Consider the following 19,083-nt stretch of genomic DNA (forward strand, 5'->3'; position numbering starts at 1 on the left):
GGCTCATTTATAGGTAAATCCTTAAATTTTATTTTTTGAACTGGTCTGAAACAATTAGTTCTTTCGTTCCATGTCCCCAAGAGTAGAACCCTTCACCAGATTTTACGCCTAAATAACCTGCTGTCACCATGTTAACTAATAACGGACAAGGCGCGTATTTTGGGTTGCCAAAGCCTTCATATAGAACGTTCATGATTGAAAGACATACGTCAAGACCGATGAAGTCTGCTAATTGTAGTGGTCCCATCGGGTGTGCCATACCGAGCTTCATAACCGTATCGATTTCTTCTACACCGGCAACGCTTTCATGAAGCGAAATGATGGCTTCATTGATCATCGGCATCAAAATTCTGTTGGCAATAAAACCAGGGTAGTCGTTTACCTCAGTAGGAACCTTGCCAAGCTTTTTAGAAGTCTCCATGATAAGAGAAGTTACTTCGTCAGAAGTAGCATAACCTCTAATCACTTCAACTAACTTCATAACTGGCACTGGATTCATAAAGTGCATTCCAATCACCTTATCTGGTCTTTTAGTAACCGCACCAATTTTAGTAATTGGAATGGAAGAAGTATTGGATGCTAGAATACAAGAAGGCTTTGTGAAGGCCTCAAGATCTTCAAATATCTTCAGTTTGATATTTACATTTTCAGTGGCCGCTTCTACCACAAGGTCGGCATCCGATACACCTGTTTTTAAATCAGTATGGGTCGTAATATTCTCTAAAGTGGCATTTTTGGTAGCTTCGTCTATTTTTTCCTTGGCCACCATTCTGTCCAAGTTCTTACCAATTGTTTTCAATGCTCTATCTAAAGCATCTTGTGAAATATCGATCAGATTGACTTTAAAACCGTTTTGTGCAAAAACATGGGCAATACCATTTCCCATTGTTCCTGAACCTATTACTGAAATTTGCTCCATTTTATTTGTTATAGTTTTCCTATTGCAAATATAAAAGCAACAACGGCAATTATTGTTTAGCTTCGGACTTATTGACTAAGACGAAATGAGAAAACTTGAAGTCTGTGCGAATTCTATTGAATCTGCCTTGAATGCACAAAATGGTGGAGCAGATAGGATTGAATTATGCGTAGAACTTTCTGTAGGTGGCCTAACACCTAGCAAAGGAATGATTCAACTGGCCAACGAGTTATTAGAAATACCAATTTTTGTGTTGATCAGGCCTCGATCTGGCGGCTTCCATTACTCCAAAATGGAACTGGAAGTGATGAAGGAAGATGTAAAGTTTTGCGCTGAAATAGGGTGTGCAGGTGTTGTTTTTGGTGCGCTTACTGCTGATCGCTTTGTTAATCAACCGGCTACTGAACTATTGATGGATGCTGCGGGCTTCATGGATGTAACTTTTCATAGGGCCTTTGATTCTGTACCGAACCTCTTTGAGGCAATGGATACACTTCGAGAAATGGGCGTTCAACGAATTCTTACCTCTGGTGGACCGGGAAATTGCGTGGATAATATCGATACCATCGGTGAATTGATAGAAGAAGCAGAAGATGAGTTAATCATCATGCCTGGTGGAGGTGTAAGGCCTGAAAACATAGCATTAGTGAAACAAACCGGAGCAATTGAATATCATAGTTCAGCGATTGCCGGCGGAGTTCATTCTGACCTGAAGGTGATTAAAGCCCTTAAAAAAGCTATTACCTAGTCATTTGATGACGACTTAATCCTAAGCACAATCTCTTTTCTATTTCAACAATAAATCGAGGAGAATTGGAAGGTGATCGCTATATCCACCAATGTATTTTGGGCCTTGATAGGTTCTAAAAGGCCGAGTTGCTCCGGTGGCGCCCTCCATGATCAAGAAAGGCATATCAAATACCTGAGCATTCAAGTTATTAATCGAAACATTCGATTCACGATTCAAAAGCTTGGTATTAACAATGAAATGATCGATCACTGACCAGCGGTTTTCAAAACTATGAGTGCCTGTTAAATACATGATAGGGTACATCAGGTTGAATAATTCGCCACGCTTCATCTCACTAATCTCCGTTTTAACTTCCAGACCTTCTATGATGCTTTCTGCATTTGGCTCGTCATTTAAATCACCTGTTACAATGATGTTTGCATCCGGTTCGATATTTAGAACTGAATCTATTTTCGACTTTAGAAATTGGGCAACAAACAAACGTTTGGGTTTAGTCTCGAATTCTCCCCCGAATTTCGATGGCCAGTGGTTTACAAAGAAGTGCAAAGTCTCTTTGTTGGGTAATTCACCGGTTACATGCAAAATATCGCGAGTTCTACCAGTCGTATCGAATGGAAATTTAATAGCGTAATAGTTGTAATCAATGAGTTTGAATTTATCAGGTCGGTATAAAGCAGCTACGTCTATGCCGCGTCGATCTTTTGAATCTTGATGAATAATTTCGTAACCGACATTTTTGAGTGCTGTGAAACCTGTAAGGCTATTTAAAACGTATCTGTTTTCTATTTCGCAGAGTCCAATAAGTTCAGGTGGTTCCCAGCCGCCAGTGGCAATTAGCGTTTTGGCTAAGCTAGCCTGCTTTTTTAAATAGCGTTCTTTTGTCCAGTATCTACCACCTCTGGGCAGAAATTCCTCATCAAGTGTAGTGCTGTCATTAAAATAATCGAAAAGGTTTTCAACATTATAGAACACAATTCTAAACCTGTCTTTACCGCGATTTTCTGCATTAAAATGATTTGAAGCTAAGAAAGTTTGTTCTTGTTGCGCTTTCATGCTGAAAGAATTGAGAGACAATAGCAGAATTGAACATGCGAGTGCCTTCCAAATCTCCCAATAACAAGTTTGGGGGATTATTTTAATCATACCTTTGTGTGCGTTTAGCATTAAGTTACAAATTGAGCACATAGATAAATGATTGAGATAGGAAAAATTCAAACATTAATGATTGGCAGAGCGGTAGAATTTGGCTGCTATCTTAATGACGGAGTTGATGAAGAAGACGAAATCCTTATCCCTGCCAAGTACCTTCCTGAGGAATATGAAATAGGTGATAAGATTGAGGTATTCGTTTATACCGATCACATGAGCAGACCTATTGCAGTCACCAAAATGCCTTTTGGTCAAGTAGGCGATATTGTAGGGCTGAAAGTGAAGCAAGTGGCCAATTTTGGAGCATTCCTGGACAATGACCTTGAAAAAGATCTTTTTGTACCGAATAAAGAGCAAGCCGTAGACATGGTTGAAGGCAGAACTTATCTAGTTAAGCTCTTGATTGATCATAAAACGGATCGAATGATTGGTTCTAGTAAAATTTCTGCATTTCTAAGCATTGCGTGTTCCGGTTTTGAAGAAGGTGAAGAAGTGGAAGCGCAGATTTGGCAAAGAACGGACTTAGGTTTTAAGGCTGTAATCAATGGTAAGTGTCAAGGCCTGATTTACAGTAACGAGATTTTTGAAGACATTCAAATAGGGGATAAGCGAAGGGCATTTGTTAAACAAATGCGTGAAGATGGAAAGATTGATCTGGCGTTGCAGAAACAAGGCTATGCTGCTGTAGAAGACATGAGTGTTATTGTGCTAAGAAGGATAGAAGAAGCTGGTGGCACTTTGGCCCTTGGCGATAAAAGTTCACCTGAGGAAATAAAAGAGGAATTCGGGATGAGTAAAAAGAACTTTAAAAGAATTCTTGGAGGCCTTTATAAGGCAGGGCAGATAGAGATATTCAATAATGAAATTCGCTTGAAAAAAGCAGAAGGTTAGCATGAGGAGTGACTAACCTTCGACTAAACTACCTATAAAACTAAAACTAACCTAAGCTAATTTTACCGTTACATGACTCTTAATTCGAATTATAAATCGATTGCACAGGAGTCAAAATAAGGCGGTCAGATTACTACTGACAGCCTATAAGTTAGATAAATTTTTCGGCCCAAAGAAAGAATATTTTAAGAAATATAGCTTAGTGAAAATTTTATTAGGCTGAATGCTCCATTTACCCTATTTCCTACTAAGTACTTAGTTGTAATTATTTGATGTTCACCTCATTGGCTATGCCTAAAGAAGTAAATCGTATCTCTAGAATTCGAGGGTTTTCAGTTCCTTTTTCGCAGGAAGCAGCGCCATCTATATAGTAAGAATAGTAGGTCTGGCTTCGGTTGGATAGCTCTTGTTCTTCTGGTTGACCTAGCAGCTTAATGATTGATTTTTGATAAAGCCCTAATAAGTTCTTTTTTACCAGTATTAAGTCGTCAATCATTTCAGACCGGTCTCCAGCGCAGCCGTTAATGTCTTCCTGCCATTTTTCGGTATCGAAATCGCCCAATGTATCTTTTTTTGCGCAGCTAATGACACAAAGTAAGACTCCTATTAAAAGAATATTTTTAAGCTTGCTCATTGGGCTTATTCCGTTTTTTGCCGAAGGTAAGTCCGAGATTTGACTAACCAAAATACTGAGCCAAAGATGTATACCAATGCGCCACTTATGAAAAGAGGATGTAAAGTGAAATCCAGTATAAAATAGGCGATCGTTAAAGGGATAATCGCCAGTCGCATTAACTCAAAAATAAATGCCCAAGACTTATTCTCAAATAATGCACCGAAGCTCACAGTCGAAATAACAATGAGACCTGCAATCGCTGATTTTTCGAGCAAATTTTCATCGAAACGTTCCATGCCAAAGAGAAACATGGCTGTGCCAGCTAAAAGTACTATGTAATGGCTGAAAACGTAGGTATTAATTGCTTGCAGTGATTGAACGTCATATTTCTTGTAAGTTGTAAGGTCTACTTCATAAGGTGCCCTATATCCTCCCATTTCTTCTGGTAACCAGCCTGGTTTTTGAAAGATGTACTTCAATTTATCCGACCATTTTGGGATCCTTTTAATGTCTACAAGCATATCAGAATAATGCGCGAAATTTGCCCAAACAGGATTCCAACTGTCCAAGTTTTTAGTAATGCCATATGTTGGTTTTTCCTCTTCCATTCTAAACGTACCAAACATTTTATCCCATATAATAAATGTTCCAGCATGATTCTTATCAATGTATTTAGGGTTCCGTGCATGGTGGACCCGATGATGAGATGGCGTATTGAATACAGCTTCGAACCACTTTGGTAACCGGTTTATCGATTCAGTATGAATCCAGAACTGATAAAGTAGATTGAAACCAGAAACTGAAATCAAAACCAGTGGGTTAATGCCGGCTAATGCCATCGGGATATAGAAAATCGATGTCCAGATGATCTGAGTTGAGCTTTGCCTCAAGGCCACAGAAAGGTTATACTCCTCACTCTGATGGTGAACACTATGGCCACCCCAAAACAGGTTGACTTGATGACTCATGCGATGCGCCCAGTAATAGAAGAAATCATAAAGCACAAAGGCAATAACCCAGGTATAAATGTTATCTGGAATTGTAGTTACTTTATAGTGTTCGTATATCAAAGTGTAAAGGCCAATACTAAAAACCCTAAGAAATGCGCCAGAGACTTGCGAGGTTACACCACAGTTGATATTGGTAATGGCATCGTTTAAACGATAAGACTTAGTTGCCTTAACACGATGCACTATTAACTCTATTCCGATCAGTAAAAAGTATACTGGAATAGCAATCACCGTAGGATTAAGATTCATGCTACTAACTTAATAAAAAAGTCGTTGCTTTTAGCGCTCTTATGTTTGTTATAAGTAAGACTAAATGCGTTCTATTACCTATCTTCGCGCAGCATAAAAAAAGCAGGATGGAGAAGTTTATAGGTTTTTTTAGAAATGTTACAATTGCACTGTTTACGGGTGCATTAATTTGGTCATATGCGTTTTTAGCCAGCCAAGTAAATTATCGTTTCGATCCTGCCGGCGATGCGCTTGGTACCGCCAGTAAAGACACTTACTTTTTTGGCGCCATTGTCATATTCCTAATCATTAATGTAGTTTGTTTTTGGTTTGTCAAAACATTGAAAAAAATATCAACTACTGATGATGGCACGGGCATTAAGAATAGATCGCTAAAACAAGACATCATAAATTGGGTGAAAGGCTTTGCAGGAGTCTTGAATTTGTTCTTGAGTTTAGTGCTTGTTTTTCTAGGTTTAATGAACATGTCGGCTGATTATAACATTAAAACCATGGGCTTTTATGTGTACTTAGGTCCAGTCCTTATTCTAGTTTGGTTCTTCTATCTGGCAGCCATCTTAGGTAAGCGTAGAAACTAATCAAGTTTCTCATTTTCAGAGCATAATAGATTTTCTTATTTCCACCAGCAGATCGAACGTGCATTTGTAGAATTTTAGTTATAAATTCCCCTTTCATTTGTGCAAATGAGCACAATCATCCGCTCACATCTGTAGTAGAATTTTTGAATGGCGAAACAAGTAGCGAATTACACCGAAGATAGCATTCGGTCCCTCGATTGGAAAGAGCATATTAGACTAAGACCCGGAATGTATATCGGGAAATTAGGAGATGGGTCAGCTCAAGATGATGGTATTTATGTATTAGTAAAAGAAGTTATCGATAACAGTATCGATGAACACATGATGGGGTTTGGTAAAACTATCGATGTGAAGGTTTCTGAGCTTAAAGTGGAAGTAAGAGATTACGGCCGAGGCATACCGTTAGGTAAAGTAGTTGACTGTGTTTCTAAAATAAACACTGGTGGTAAATACGATTCTGGAGCATTTCAGAAATCCGTAGGGCTTAATGGGGTAGGTACTAAAGCAGTAAATGCACTGTCCACTTACTTCAAAGTGCAGTCTTACCGTGAAGGAATGACGAAAGTCGCCGAATTTAAGCGTGGTGAGATTACTAGCGACGCTAAAGAGACTAAAAGCAGTGGTAGAAACGGTACGCAAATAGTCTTTCGACCAGATGAAACCATTTTTAAAAACTACCATTTCATCCCGCAGTATCTCGACGATCTTATTTGGAATTATTGCTTCCTGAATGCAGGGCTTACCATTAATTTCAATGGAGAGAAATATCATTCAGAAAAAGGACTTTATGACCTGCTGTCAAGAAAGACTGATGAGGACAACTTGCGTTACCCAATTATTCAATTGAAGGGTGAAGACATTGAGATTGCCCTATCACATACCAATCAATATGGCGAAGATTATTACTCTTTTGTAAACGGGCAGTATACCACACAAGGAGGAACACATCAGGCAGCCTTACGTGAGGCAGTAGTGAAAACGGTAAGAGAATTTTATGGAAAGAACTTCGATGCCACCGATGTAAGAGCATCTATAGTAGGAGCCATTGCCGTAAGAGTCCAAGAGCCCGTCTTCGAATCGCAAACGAAAACCAAATTAGGTTCTCAAAGTGTAGCCCCTGATGGGCCAACAATGAGAACATTTGTGAATGACTTTGTGAAAAAAGCACTCGATGATTATCTACATCGCCATTCAGATGTAGCCGATGCCTTGCTTAAAAGGATCATGCAATCGGAAAGAGAGCGAAAAGAGATAGCAGGCATTAAAAAATTGGCAAACGACAGGGCGAAAAAAGCCAATCTTCACAATAAGAAGCTACGAGACTGTAGAGTTCATTTAAATGATCTTAAAAAAGATGAAGAGCTAAGAAACGCTTCTACACTTTTTATAACCGAAGGAGACTCTGCCAGTGGATCGATTACCAAATCGCGTGATGTGCAGAGTCAGGCAGTGTTTAGTTTGAGAGGTAAGCCTTTGAACTGCTATGGTCAGACTAAAAAGGTAGTATATGAAAATGAGGAATTTAACCTGCTGCAGCACGCCTTGAATATTGAAGATGGTTTAGAAGGTTTGCGATACGATAAAATTGTGATTGCTACCGATGCTGACGTTGACGGCATGCATATCCGACTCCTTTTATTAACATACTTCCTTCAGTTTTTCCCCGATTTAGTAAGAAGGGGGCACGTTTACATTCTAGAGACGCCGCTCTTTAGAGTAAGGAACAAGAAAGAAACGATCTATTGCTATAGTGATGAGGAGCGACAGCGCGCCATCAGTAAACTAGGCGCTAAACCGGAAATCACAAGGTTTAAAGGTTTGGGAGAAATTTCTCCTGATGAATTCAAAGGATTTATAGGTCAAGACATGAGACTTGAGCCGATTATCCTGAGAAAAGATACTAGTATACAAGAATTACTGAAGTTCTATATGGGTAAGAATACGCCAGACCGACAAGTATTCATCATAGACAATTTAAAGATTGAGAAAGATTTGGCCGAAGAAGCCGCATAGAATAGCATGAGCGAAGAAAATAGTGAGGGCTTAGTGCCAGAAGAAGATGGTAAAATAAGAGACGTAATTCCGGTTTCCGGAATGTATGAGAGCTGGTTTCTCGATTATGCCTCTTACGTAATACTAGAAAGAGCAGTTCCTGCAATTGAAGATGGCTTTAAGCCAGTTCAGAGAAGGATCCTTCATTCCATGAAAGAAATGGATGATGGACGTTTCAATAAAGTAGCTAATGTAATTGGCCAAACCATGCAATACCACCCGCATGGCGATGCATCCATAGGCGATGCGATGGTAAATATTGGTCAGAAAGACTTATTGATCGAAACCCAAGGTAACTGGGGAGACATTAGAACTGGAGATAGAGCCGCAGCAGCTAGGTATATAGAAGCCAGACTTTCAAAATTTGCCCTAGAAGTAGTTTTCAATCCGCAAACAACAGAATGGCAACTTTCATACGACGGTAGAAAAAAAGAACCCGTAACACTTCCAGTAAAATTTCCGCTCTTACTTGCTCAAGGAGTCGAAGGAATTGCAGTAGGGCTGTCCACTAAAATATTGCCACACAATTTTATAGAACTAATTCAAGCCTCTATAAAAGTGCTTCAAGGCAAGAAACCAAAAATTTATCCAGACTTTCCAACGGGAGGAATGGCAGATTTTTCTGAATACAATGAAGGACGTCGTGGCGGAAAAGTTAAAGTACGCGCACTGATAGAAGAACACGACAAGAAAACACTAGTGATTAAAGATATTCCTTTTGGTACAACTACCACAGGGCTTATTGATTCCATAATTAAAGCCAACGATAAAGGGAAAATCAAGGTTAAGAAGGTAATTGATAATACCGCTGAGAACGTTGAAATTCTGGTGGAACTAGCCTCAGGTCAGTCTCCTAATATCACAATAGACGCGCTTTATGCCTTCACCGATTGTGAGAGCAGCGTATCGCCGAACGCCTGTGTAATTATCGACGATAAACCGCATTTCGTTTCAGTGAACGACATGCTCAAGTTGAGCACAGACAAAACAGTTGAACTCCTTCGACAGGAGCTCGAAATCCGCAAAGGAGAACTCCTAGAAAAGATACTTTTCTCCTCGTTAGAAAAGATTTTCATTGAGAATAGGATTTATAGAGATATTGAAGAGTGTGAGACTTGGGAAGCCGTAATCGAAACGATCGATAAAGGCCTCGATCCATTTAAAAAAGAGTTTTACAGGCAGATTACCCAAGAAGATATCGTTCGATTAACTGAAATTAAGATTAAGCGAATCTCTCGTTTCGATGCTTTCAAGGCCGATGACCTTATGAGGCGTCTTGAAGAAGAGTTAGCAGAGGTAGAACATAATCTGGCCAACCTGATCGAATATGCCATTGCGTATTTCCAAAAGCTTCAAGAAAAATACGGTAAAGGCAGAGAGCGAAAAACTGAAATTAAATCTTTCGAGAACATTGCGGCAACAGTTGTAGCAGCTAACAATGCCAAACTTTATATAAACCGTAAAGAAGGCTTTATTGGGTATGGACTTAAGAAAGACGAATTCGTTTCTGAATGTTCTGATATCGACGATATCATAGTTTTTAGAGCTGACGGAAAGTTTCAGGTAGTTCGAATCTCCGATAAGATCTTTGTTGGCAAAGATATTCTCTGGGCCGGTGTGTTCAAGAAGAACGACGAGCGCATGGTGTATAATATGATGTACCTCGATGGTAAATCTGGCCGAACCATGGTAAAGCGTTTTCAAGTCTTAGGCGTCACCAGAGATCGAGAATATGATCTGACTAAAGGAGCTAAAGGGTCGAAGACATTGTATTTTACAGCAAATCAGAATGGTGAGGCAGAACTTGTCACTGTTTATCTAACATCTGGTGCTAAAGCAAGGGTAAAAGTCTTTGACTTTAATTTTGCCGACATAGAGATTAAAGGAAGAGCAGCGGGAGGTAATATCGCTACAAAATACGCTGTAAGGAAAATTCAGCTTAAAATGGAAGGTAAATCCACGTTAGGCGGAATTGATATGTGGTATGATGAATCTGTAGGTCGCCTTAACCGAGATGAACGAGGGGAACACCTAGGGAATTTCCAAGCAGAAGATATGATACTGGTGATTTTTAATTCTGGCGAGTATGAACTGACTTCTTTTGATTTGACTAACCGTTATGAGCAGTCAAAAATACATTCAATAGAGAAATTCAATCCAGACGGAGTGATTGCTGCTGTTCATTATGACGCAGGAAGTTCTCAGTATTATGTGAAGCGTTTTCAAGTAGAAACGTCTACACGAGACAAGAAATTCTTGTTTATCAATGAAGAAAAAGGATCAAAGCTATTATTGGCTACCACGTTAAAAGATGCACAAATAGAAGTGCACTATACCGTGAAGGGTTCCAGAGAAAGACAGACAACTGTTTTTGACATGGACATGCTTATAGATGTGAAAGGATGGAGAGCGAATGGAAATAGACTTTCCCCGCACAATGTAAAGAAAGTAGTGTTGCTTGGAGGTAAAAAGGCCGATTTAAGCGTTGATGCAGAAGATAGCAATGAACCAATCGAACAAGCTGAAACAAAGCTTGGAACACCAGAAACAGTAAAACCTAATCCTGAAGTAAAACCGGTAGAAACACTCAAAGAAACTGTAGAAAAGAAAGTAGAACCTAAAAAAGAACAAGCACCGGAAAATTCAATACCCCAGGCTAAGCCAAAAGAAGAGCCGAAGGATAAAAAAGATGACAAAAAACAAGGGCCAGGTGGCTATAATGTAGGAGATACAATAGAGCTTTTTTAGACTAGTTTTCGAATAAATGTGAAATCTAAGAGTTAATAATTTTATACATATTAGAAAGCTGTTGACGATAAGTCAATAGCTTTTCTTTTTAAACAATAAATCATTGAATAGTGGCTTAAATGACATGTTGGCCGAGTACGTAACACCAAATAAGCAAGCCCTTATTGATCAGGTGCTTTCAGAAAGAACACGCCATTTAACAATTGTGCTTGAAGATATTTATCATGCGCAAAATGCCAGTGCAGTGATGCGTTCATGCGATTGTTTTGGTATTCAAGACTTATACATTACCCAAAGGCTTCATGATTACGAAGTGAACCCTAATGTGGTAAGAGGAGCTTCTAATTGGATAACGCTCAATAAGTACGAGAGGTCTGAACAAAGCACGCAAGAATGCTTCAAAGACCTTAGGGATAAAAATTATCGTATTGTCGGGACAACTCCTTCGGAAGAAGTTGCATCTATTCACGAGTTAGACTTAACTAAAAAGACAGCAATCGTTTTTGGGACGGAATTAGGCGGCTTAACAGACTATGCAAGGTCGGAAGTGGATGAACTGGTACATATTCCTATGTATGGATTTACAGAATCATTTAATATATCTGTAAGTGCTGCGTTAATACTTCAAGAGTTCGTTAAAAGAGTAAAAAACAGCGAAGTGGTCTGGCAGTTGACAGAAAAAGAGAAAGAAGAGTTGAAATTTGAGTGGTATTCTCGAATCGTAAAAAGATCAGATTTACACATAAAAAACTATTTAAAGGAACGTTCCTAAAAACTTGAGGGTTAAAACGCAAAGAAACTTCGAAAACATTGTCTTCTTTTGCGACGTCTGCGTTTAAAAAAGGTCAAATTCATAAAGCACAACACATTGAAACTGAAATCATTTTTCTCAATTTTTATTTTTTTTGCAAGCCTTACTGTTCTGAATGGACAAACGGTAATAACCGGTAAGGTTATCGATGCTGAATCGGGAGATCCAATTCCATTTGCCAATGTTGTTATCAAAGGAACAACTATTGGCTCAACGACTGATTTTGATGGGTTTTATAAAATTGAAGGTGATGCCAAATCAGACTCCGTATTTGTATCGTACATCGGTTACGAGAAGAAATATAAAATCTATAAAAAGGGGATTACGCAAACCATCAATTTTCAACTTCAACCCGAATCAACGGCACTTGATGATTTTGTAGTATATGCCAGAAAACAGGAAAATCCGGCATTTGCCATTATGAGGTCGGTGATAGATAATAAAAAGAAGAATGATAAGAGGGGCTTGGATGCGTATGAATATGAAAGCTATAATAAGATTGAAATAGACGTAGACAACATTACCGACAAGCTGAGAGAGAAGAAGTACATGCAGAAAATTGCCGCTGTCTTGGATTCCATTGAAACAATTGCCGGTGATGATGGCAAGCCGATTTTACCGCTATTTATATCAGAATCACTTTCTAAGTTTTATTATCGAGATAATCCTCGTTTACAAAAAGAGGAGGTTCAAAAGACCAGAATCAAAGGAGTCGGTATAGAAGATGGTTCGTTAATATCTCAAATAATAGGCTCGTCCTTTCAAGAGTATAATTTCTACCAAAACAGAATGAATATTGTAGAACGTGAGTTTGCTTCACCAATAGGAGATGCATGGCGCTTAATCTACAATTATGAGTTAGAGGATAGTGTCTATATCGGAGATGAGTTTTGCTATCTACTGGATTTTAAGCCAAAAAACGATCAGGAGTTGGCATTCATTGGCAAAGTATGGATCGCCAAAGAAGATTTTGGTGTAAAGCAGATAGATGCCACAATGCAGCCTACTGCTAACTTGAACTTTATTGAAAAGATTAAAATTCAGCAAGAGTTAGAAAGAACAGAAACTGGCGCATGGTTGCCTGTCAAATCCCGTATTCTGATAGATGTGTTAGAGTTAACAAATAAATCTGCCGGCTTTTTGGCAAAATTCTATAGCTCAAATAAGAATCTTAAAGTAACTGAACCAAAACCAACCAAGTTTTTTGAAAGAACAATTGAATTGGCAGAGGACGCCAGAGAGCAAGATGAAAAGTTCTGGTCCTCTCGTCGTCACGATAAACTCAGCGATACCGAAATCAATGTAATGGCTATGATTGATTCACTCAATCAAGTACCCTTTGTAAAAACTTGGACGGAGATCTTTAAAACGATTGCCAGAGGTTATGTAGAAGTTGGAAAGTTCGACTTGGGGCCTTGGCCTTTCTTGGTAGGTGCCAACGACGTTGAAGGGTTTCGGTTGAGACTAGGCGGTAGAACTAACGAGAATTTCAGTAGGAAATGGCAATTCAACGGATATGCCGCATATGGTTTTCAAGATGAACGGTTGAAATATGGATTAGGAGCGAACCTCATCGTAGATAGAGATAAGTGGACAACCTTAAGCCTCAGCTATAGGAATGATATAGATCAATTCGGAATTCAACCGGACCCACTTACAAGTCTAGGCGATGGAAGTGCCTTTTTAGCTTTAACCCAATTAGGAAACCTGGTAAGACCGTTTAGATATCAGCGATATCAGTTCGATGCATCTAGGCAATTCTCTAGGGCCTTTTCTGCCGTTCTGCAAGTCAAAAAACAGGATTATCGACCAGCATTCGATTTCAGATATCGTACCGACTTGACACGAACAGACTCTCCGCTAGCGACCGACTTTTCAACCACAGAAGCTACGATAAGACTGAAATATGCGCGTGATGAAACCTTTTTAATAAATGACAATAGCCGTTTTAGTCTAGGTACATTAAGATGGCCTATTTTTCTCTTCTCCTACACCAGAGGATTTAGTGGTTTAGGAGGCGATTTTGATTATAATAAAGTGAACTTTGGAATATCTCAAAGATTGAAAATGGGCTTCTGGGGAGTTTCTACTTATCAAGTAAGTGCTGGTAAAATATTCGATGATGTTCCTTATCCATTATTGACAGCTCATATTGGTAATGAACAATTCGTCTATACTGACATCGCTTATAATACAATGAACTTCTTCGAGTTTGTCAGTCAATCATATGCTTCACTGAGTTATCAGCACAAATTTGGTGGCTTTGTCTTTAATAGAATTCCACTAATGAAGAAGCTTAAATGGAGACTAGTTGGTACAGGTAATGTGCTTTTTGGTGGTGTGAGCGATAGCACTTTAGCTGCTCAGGTAAGATCAGATGAAGGCGGAAACGATTTACCTTTTTTCAATGTTTTAGAAAGCGGAAGACCTTTTGCCGAAGTTGGTCTAGGTGTAGAAAATATCTTTAAATTTTTCCGAGTAGACTTTGTAAGAAGACTAACCTATCTTGAGAATGACGGTATAGATAAAACGAGCATTAAATTCAGTTTTAACCTTTCATTATAATTCTCTCAATAAAGACCATTTAAGAGCGCTAACTGCAATTAATATTGCATATTTGCATCCGTAAAAAATTAACTGTTTTAATAAATCCTGTTGGTTTGTAGCAGCAGGTACCAATTAAAATGAGCCAAGAGCAAATTAAAATCACCCTCCCTGACGGAAGTGTCAGAGAATACGCAGCAGGATCATCAGCGATGGATGTTGCATTAAGTATTAGCGAAGGTCTCGCTAGAAATGTATTAGCCGCTGAAGTCGATGGCGAAGTTTGGGATGCCAATCGACCAATCAAAACCGATGCATCAGTAAAATTACTCACCTGGAACGATGAGGATGGTAAGTCCACCTTCTGGCATTCATCAGCCCACTTAATGGCAGAAGCACTTGAGGCCTTATATCCTGGTGTTAAATTAGGGATAGGACCAGCTATTGAGAACGGCTATTACTATGACGTTGATTTTGGTGATAGAGAATTTGATGCTGCACATCTTGAAAAAATAGAGCAGAAAATGCTCGAATTAGCCCGTCAGAAAAATACATTCACAAGAAAGGATGTATCTAAAGCCGATGCCGTTAGCTACTTTGAGTCTAAGGGCGATGAGTACAAACTAGAACTTATTGAAGGGCTAGATGACGGAAGTATTACTTTCTATGAGCAAGGAAACTTCACTGATCTTTGCCGAGGACCACACATTCCGCATACTGGTTTCATCAAAGCGATTAAGTGCTTAAGCGTGGCCGGTGCATACTGGAGAGGCGATGAGACAAGAAAACAATTAACCCGTATTTACGGAATTACCTTTCCGAAGCAAAAAGAATTAACGCAATACCTTCATATGCTGGAGGAGGCGAAAAAGCGCGATCACAGGAAACTTGGAAAAGAATTGGACCTGTTTACTTTTTCTGAAAAAGTGGGCATGGGGCTACCGTTATGGCTGCCAAAAGGGGCAAGACTTAGAGAGCGTTTGGAAAGTTTTATGAGAAAAGCTCAACTACGTTCTGGTTATGAACCTGTAGTAACGCCACATATTGGACATAAAGATTTGTACGTGACATCAGGTCACTATCAGAAATACGGTGCTGATTCTTTTCAGCCAATTAACACCCCGCACGAAGGAGAGGAGTTTTTGCTAAAGCCAATGAACTGTCCTCATCATTGCGAAATCTATAAATCTAGACCAAGGTCATATAAAGATTTACCGGTTCGTTATGCAGAATTCGGAACAGTATATAGATATGAGCAAAGTGGTGAATTGCACGGTTTAACACGTGTAAGAGGGTTTACCCAAGATGATGCGCATATCTTTTGTATGCAAGATCAGGTGAAAGATGAGTTTACAAAAGTGATCGATTTGGTACTTTATGTATTTGAATCACTTGGTTTTGAAGACTATACAGCACAGATCTCTTTGAGGGATCCTGAAAATAAAGAGAAGTATATCGGTTCTGACGAAGCATGGGAAAAGGCAGAAAGAGCAATTATTGAAGCAGCAGAAGAGAAAGGCCTCAATACGGTAACAGAATTAGGAGAAGCAGCATTTTATGGTCCAAAACTGGACTTTATGGTTAAAGATGCCCTAGGCCGAAAATGGCAATTAGGTACTATTCAAGTTGATTATACTTTACCAGAAAGATTCGAATTAGAATATACCGGTTCAGATAATCAAAAGCATAGACCAGTCATGTTGCACCGCGCGCCATTTGGGTCTTTAGAACGATTTGTTGCAGTTCTGATAGAACATTGTGGAGGTGAGTTCCCATTATGGTTAACACCTGATCAAGTAGCTATTCTACCGATATCTGAAAAATACGCCGATTACGCTCAGGAATTATATCATGTACTCGAGTCTGAAGACATTACCGGTTTTGTTGATAATAGAGATGAAAAAATCGGTAGAAAGATTAGAGATGCGGAGGTTAAAAAGATACCAATAATGCTGATTGTAGGCGAAAAAGAAGCAGCTGATAGAGCGGTTTCAGTACGTCGACATGGCCACGGAGACGTTGGTAGTTTTAGCATAGATGAGTTCGTTGCATATTTCAATAAAGAAAAAGCAAACTCATTGGGGCAGAATTAGATGTTATATAACTATTAAGCACATTGGTTATTTGAAAATAATGCCGATATTTGCAGTCATTTTGATAAAACAAGGAGGTAACAATCGCTAAAATGAGAAGACGCTATCCGCCAAGAGGTAGGGTAGAGGAGCCATATAAGGTCAATGGCAGAATTACTGCAACCGAAGTTCGTGTTGTAGGAGAAAATGTAGAGCCGGGTGTATTCCCACTGAGTAAGGCGTTAGAGATGTCTCGTGGTCAGGGATTAGACTTAGTAGAAATCTCGCCTAAAGCAGTACCTCCTGTTTGCAAGATTATAGATTACTCAAAATTTAAATACGAGCAGAAAAAGAAGCAAAAAGAAATTAAAGCTAAAGCTGCGAAGACTGTATTGAAAGAAATCAGGTTTGGTCCGAATACGGATGATCATGATTTTGAATTTAAATTGAAACACGCAATAAACTTCCTAAAGGAAGGTGCAAAGGTTAAGGCCTATGTACATTTTAAAGGAAGAACAATTGTTTATAAAGAAAGAGGCGAGATTTTGCTTCTTAAATTTGCTCAAGCTTTAGAAGAATACGCGAAAGTAGAGCAGTTACCAAAATTAGAAGGTAAGAGAATGTTTCTCTTCTTATCTCCTAAAGCAGGAAAGAAATAATTATTAAACTAGTTATATATAATGCCTAAAGTAAAAACAAAGTCAGGAGCTAAAAAGCGTTTCAAATTGACAGGAACTGGCAAGATTAAAAGAAAGCATGCTTTCAAAAGCCATATCCTAACCAAAAAAGAGACGAAGCAAAAACGTAATTTGACAAATGCCGGTTTGGTAGATAAGTCAGATGAGAAGAACGTTAAGCACATGCTCAACATTTAATTAAATTTTAAAGGTTTATTGTTTCACCGGAGTTTTGGTTTTAAGCATTCACAAATGTGAATCACCAAAAATCGAAAAATTAAAACTATGCCAAGATCAGTTAATACAGTAGCTTCAAGAGCTAAAAGAAAAAGAATCCTCAAGCAGGCCAAAGGCTATTGGGGAAGAAGAAAAAATGTTTGGACGGTAGCAAAAAATGCCGTTGAAAAAGGTCTCGTATATTCTTACAGAGATAGAAAAGCTAAGAAAAGAGAATTTAGAAAGCTTTGGATTCAAAGAATCAACGCAGGCGCTAGACTTCATGGAATGTCTTACTCTCAATTCATGGGTAAATTAGGCCAATCAGAAGTAGAGCTTAATAGAAAAGTTCTTGCCGATTTAGCAATGAACCACCCTGAAGCATTCAAAGCAGTATTAGATAAAATCAGTAAGTAAGTTAAATCACTTGCTTTGCTAGCCCTGACTTCTTGAAGTCAGGGCTTTTTTATTTTAAATAGAGTTTAGTCGAGTGCATAAACTCAATTTTTAGTGTGCCGTCATAATCTTTGATCAGCATACTCTCAAACCATGATCTATCATCAGGAATTATGCCTTGATTGAAATAGCTAACGTGAATTAAGTCACCATTCTGTTTTACTTTTAAATCTTTCACTTCCCATTCTCTGCCTACGGTTAATGGCATAAGTGCAGTTAATTGCTCGCTGGTCCATAGTTCATCATGCTCGAACATATAGAACTCATTGCTCAGAATGCTATTCATTTTGGTGCTGTCCGAAGTTCCTAAGGCAATAAAAAAGTCGTCGATAATCGATTTTACTTCGGAATCTTCCCATTTCACAGGAACGTTTTCGCTTAGTTTTGTTTGATTACAAGAGGTGAAAGAAAGTATAAAGAATAGTGTTAAAATAGAACGTGGCTTCATCTTAAGCATTTGGTTAAGTAAATCTGAAATTTAGGGGATAATTTTTTTAAAAAGGAGTCTAGATATGTTGTGTTTGTAAGATGTGAATTTATATCTTTGCACCCTGAAAAAATGATGTAGTTCTAAAATGCCATGGGCAAGTTCTAGAGCAGGATATTATTGAGCATTATTTTGAGCGTTGTTAATTATCTAACGAAATGGCAACGCAGTAATTTGGCGAGGTAGCTCAGTTGGTTAGAGCGCAGGATTCATAACCCTGAGGTCACGGGTTCAACTCCCGTCTTCGCTACAATAAAAGCCCAGTTCTAAGTTGTGAGCTGGGCTTTTTTATTGGAATTCATTGATAAAGATGGATATCTAAATGTTAGGCACGACTATACGAACACTCGTTAGGTCTGTGGTTTGTTATCTAGTAAATAAGTTCTATCTTATTCGCATTAACTTTTTTAGCTATGGGGAAAAATAAATTTATAACTGAGTTTGAAATCAATGCATCGCAGAAAATTTTATTCCCTTACATGAGCACTGCCAGTGGGCTTGCTCAATGGTTTGCAGACGATGTAAATATCAACGAGGATAAGGTTTTCAGTTTTCTTTGGGATGGTGATCAACATAGGGCAAAAAAAGTGGCTCAAAAAGCCAATATCAGTGTAAAGTTTGAGTTTCTTCCAGAAACTGAAGAAGACGAAGATGACCCTAATTACATAGAGCTTAAGCTGAACGTGAATGAACTCACCCAGTCTGTTTTTATTCAAATAACAGATTACTCGGATTTAGATGATGACGAAGAACAAGAAGATCTTTGGGAGAACATCGTTTATAACCTCAAGCAAATCATAGGAGGGTAAAACTTACTTTTCATTTATTATTGTGAATACGGCTTAAAGGCATGATCT

At 38.7% G+C, this 19,083-nt stretch carries 17 protein-coding genes and 1 tRNA gene; 13 read left to right on the forward strand and 5 right to left on the reverse strand.

What is annotated here, in order from left to right:
- Positions 1–28: 28 nt before the first annotated feature.
- On the reverse strand, positions 29–919 hold the full coding sequence (locus tag JXQ92_RS17930) for a 3-hydroxyacyl-CoA dehydrogenase family protein (protein WP_421988023.1): 891 nt from the start codon (positions 917–919) through the stop codon (positions 29–31).
- Positions 920–1,004: 85 nt separating this feature from the next.
- On the opposite strand from JXQ92_RS17930, the gene JXQ92_RS17935 reads away from it, so the two are divergent.
- Entirely contained in the window at positions 1,005–1,667 is a 663-nt protein-coding gene (locus tag JXQ92_RS17935) for a copper homeostasis protein CutC (RefSeq protein WP_421988024.1), read from the forward strand.
- A 39-nt stretch (positions 1,668–1,706) separates the two neighbouring features.
- Here the strand turns inward: JXQ92_RS17935 and JXQ92_RS17940 are convergent, their stop codons facing one another.
- Positions 1,707–2,723 (reverse strand): hypothetical protein, encoded by a 1,017-nt coding sequence (locus JXQ92_RS17940; protein ID WP_421988025.1) that lies wholly within the window; start codon positions 2,721–2,723, stop codon positions 1,707–1,709.
- A gap of 138 nt (positions 2,724–2,861) precedes the next feature.
- Between JXQ92_RS17940 and JXQ92_RS17945 the strand changes: the two genes are divergently transcribed.
- Positions 2,862–3,710, forward strand: a complete 849-nt coding sequence (locus tag JXQ92_RS17945; RefSeq protein WP_421988026.1) for a S1 RNA-binding domain-containing protein — start codon at positions 2,862–2,864, stop codon at positions 3,708–3,710.
- A gap of 265 nt (positions 3,711–3,975) precedes the next feature.
- On the opposite strand, the gene JXQ92_RS17950 is transcribed toward JXQ92_RS17945, so the two are convergent.
- Both JXQ92_RS17950 and JXQ92_RS17955 read right to left on the reverse strand, forming a co-directional pair.
- Entirely contained in the window at positions 3,976–4,344 is a 369-nt protein-coding gene (locus JXQ92_RS17950) for a hypothetical protein (protein ID WP_421988027.1), read from the reverse strand.
- A 5-nt stretch (positions 4,345–4,349) separates the two neighbouring features.
- Positions 4,350–5,585: a sterol desaturase family protein gene (locus tag JXQ92_RS17955; protein WP_421988028.1), complete on the reverse strand. Its 1,236-nt coding sequence runs from the start codon at positions 5,583–5,585 to the stop codon at positions 4,350–4,352.
- Positions 5,586–5,692: 107 nt separating this feature from the next.
- Between JXQ92_RS17955 and JXQ92_RS17960 the strand changes: the two genes are divergently transcribed.
- The 9 genes from JXQ92_RS17960 to rplT all read left to right on the forward strand — a co-directional run bounded on the left by JXQ92_RS17960 (position 5,693) and on the right by rplT (position 17,700).
- On the forward strand, positions 5,693–6,163 hold the full coding sequence (locus JXQ92_RS17960; RefSeq protein ID WP_421988029.1) for a hypothetical protein: 471 nt from the start codon (positions 5,693–5,695) through the stop codon (positions 6,161–6,163).
- 147 nt (positions 6,164–6,310) lie between these two features.
- Positions 6,311–8,176 (forward strand): DNA topoisomerase IV subunit B, encoded by a 1,866-nt coding sequence (locus JXQ92_RS17965; protein ID WP_421988030.1) that lies wholly within the window; start codon positions 6,311–6,313, stop codon positions 8,174–8,176.
- Positions 8,177–8,182: 6 nt separating this feature from the next.
- Positions 8,183–10,963 carry a DNA gyrase/topoisomerase IV subunit A gene (locus JXQ92_RS17970; protein ID WP_421988031.1) on the forward strand — a complete coding sequence of 927 codons (2,781 nt, stop codon included), beginning with the start codon at positions 8,183–8,185 and terminating at the stop codon, positions 10,961–10,963.
- Positions 10,964–11,066: 103 nt separating this feature from the next.
- Positions 11,067–11,735, forward strand: a complete 669-nt coding sequence (locus tag JXQ92_RS17975; protein WP_421988032.1) for a TrmH family RNA methyltransferase — start codon at positions 11,067–11,069, stop codon at positions 11,733–11,735.
- Positions 11,736–11,831: 96 nt separating this feature from the next.
- A complete protein-coding gene (locus tag JXQ92_RS17980; protein ID WP_421988033.1) occupies positions 11,832–14,339 on the forward strand; it encodes a DUF5686 family protein in 2,508 nt (835 codons plus the stop codon).
- Positions 14,340–14,458: 119 nt separating this feature from the next.
- On the forward strand, positions 14,459–16,411 hold the full coding sequence (gene thrS, locus JXQ92_RS17985) for a threonine--tRNA ligase (protein ID WP_421988034.1): 1,953 nt from the start codon (positions 14,459–14,461) through the stop codon (positions 16,409–16,411).
- Positions 16,412–16,503: 92 nt separating this feature from the next.
- A complete protein-coding gene (infC, locus tag JXQ92_RS17990; RefSeq protein ID WP_421988035.1) occupies positions 16,504–17,049 on the forward strand; it encodes a translation initiation factor IF-3 in 546 nt (181 codons plus the stop codon).
- A gap of 21 nt (positions 17,050–17,070) precedes the next feature.
- Positions 17,071–17,265 carry a 50S ribosomal protein L35 gene (gene rpmI, locus JXQ92_RS17995; RefSeq protein ID WP_421988036.1) on the forward strand — a complete coding sequence of 65 codons (195 nt, stop codon included), beginning with the start codon at positions 17,071–17,073 and terminating at the stop codon, positions 17,263–17,265.
- Positions 17,266–17,352: 87 nt separating this feature from the next.
- The gene (gene rplT, locus JXQ92_RS18000; protein ID WP_421988037.1) at positions 17,353–17,700 is read left to right on the forward strand and encodes a 50S ribosomal protein L20; all 348 of its coding nucleotides are present in this window, start codon (positions 17,353–17,355) and stop codon (positions 17,698–17,700) included.
- A 49-nt stretch (positions 17,701–17,749) separates the two neighbouring features.
- Here rplT and JXQ92_RS18005 read toward each other — a convergent pair whose 3' ends face one another.
- Positions 17,750–18,187: a hypothetical protein gene (locus JXQ92_RS18005; RefSeq protein ID WP_421988038.1), complete on the reverse strand. Its 438-nt coding sequence runs from the start codon at positions 18,185–18,187 to the stop codon at positions 17,750–17,752.
- 215 nt (positions 18,188–18,402) lie between these two features.
- Here JXQ92_RS18005 and JXQ92_RS18010 point away from each other — a divergent pair.
- Positions 18,403–18,476: transfer RNA gene (locus tag JXQ92_RS18010), tRNA-Met, on the forward strand.
- 163 nt (positions 18,477–18,639) lie between these two features.
- Entirely contained in the window at positions 18,640–19,035 is a 396-nt protein-coding gene (locus tag JXQ92_RS18015; RefSeq protein WP_421988039.1) for an START-like domain-containing protein, read from the forward strand.
- Positions 19,036–19,083: the final 48 nt, after the last annotated feature.

This window comes from Roseivirga sp., assembly GCF_049099775.1.
GTDB lineage: Bacteria > Bacteroidota > Bacteroidia > Cytophagales > Cyclobacteriaceae > Roseivirga.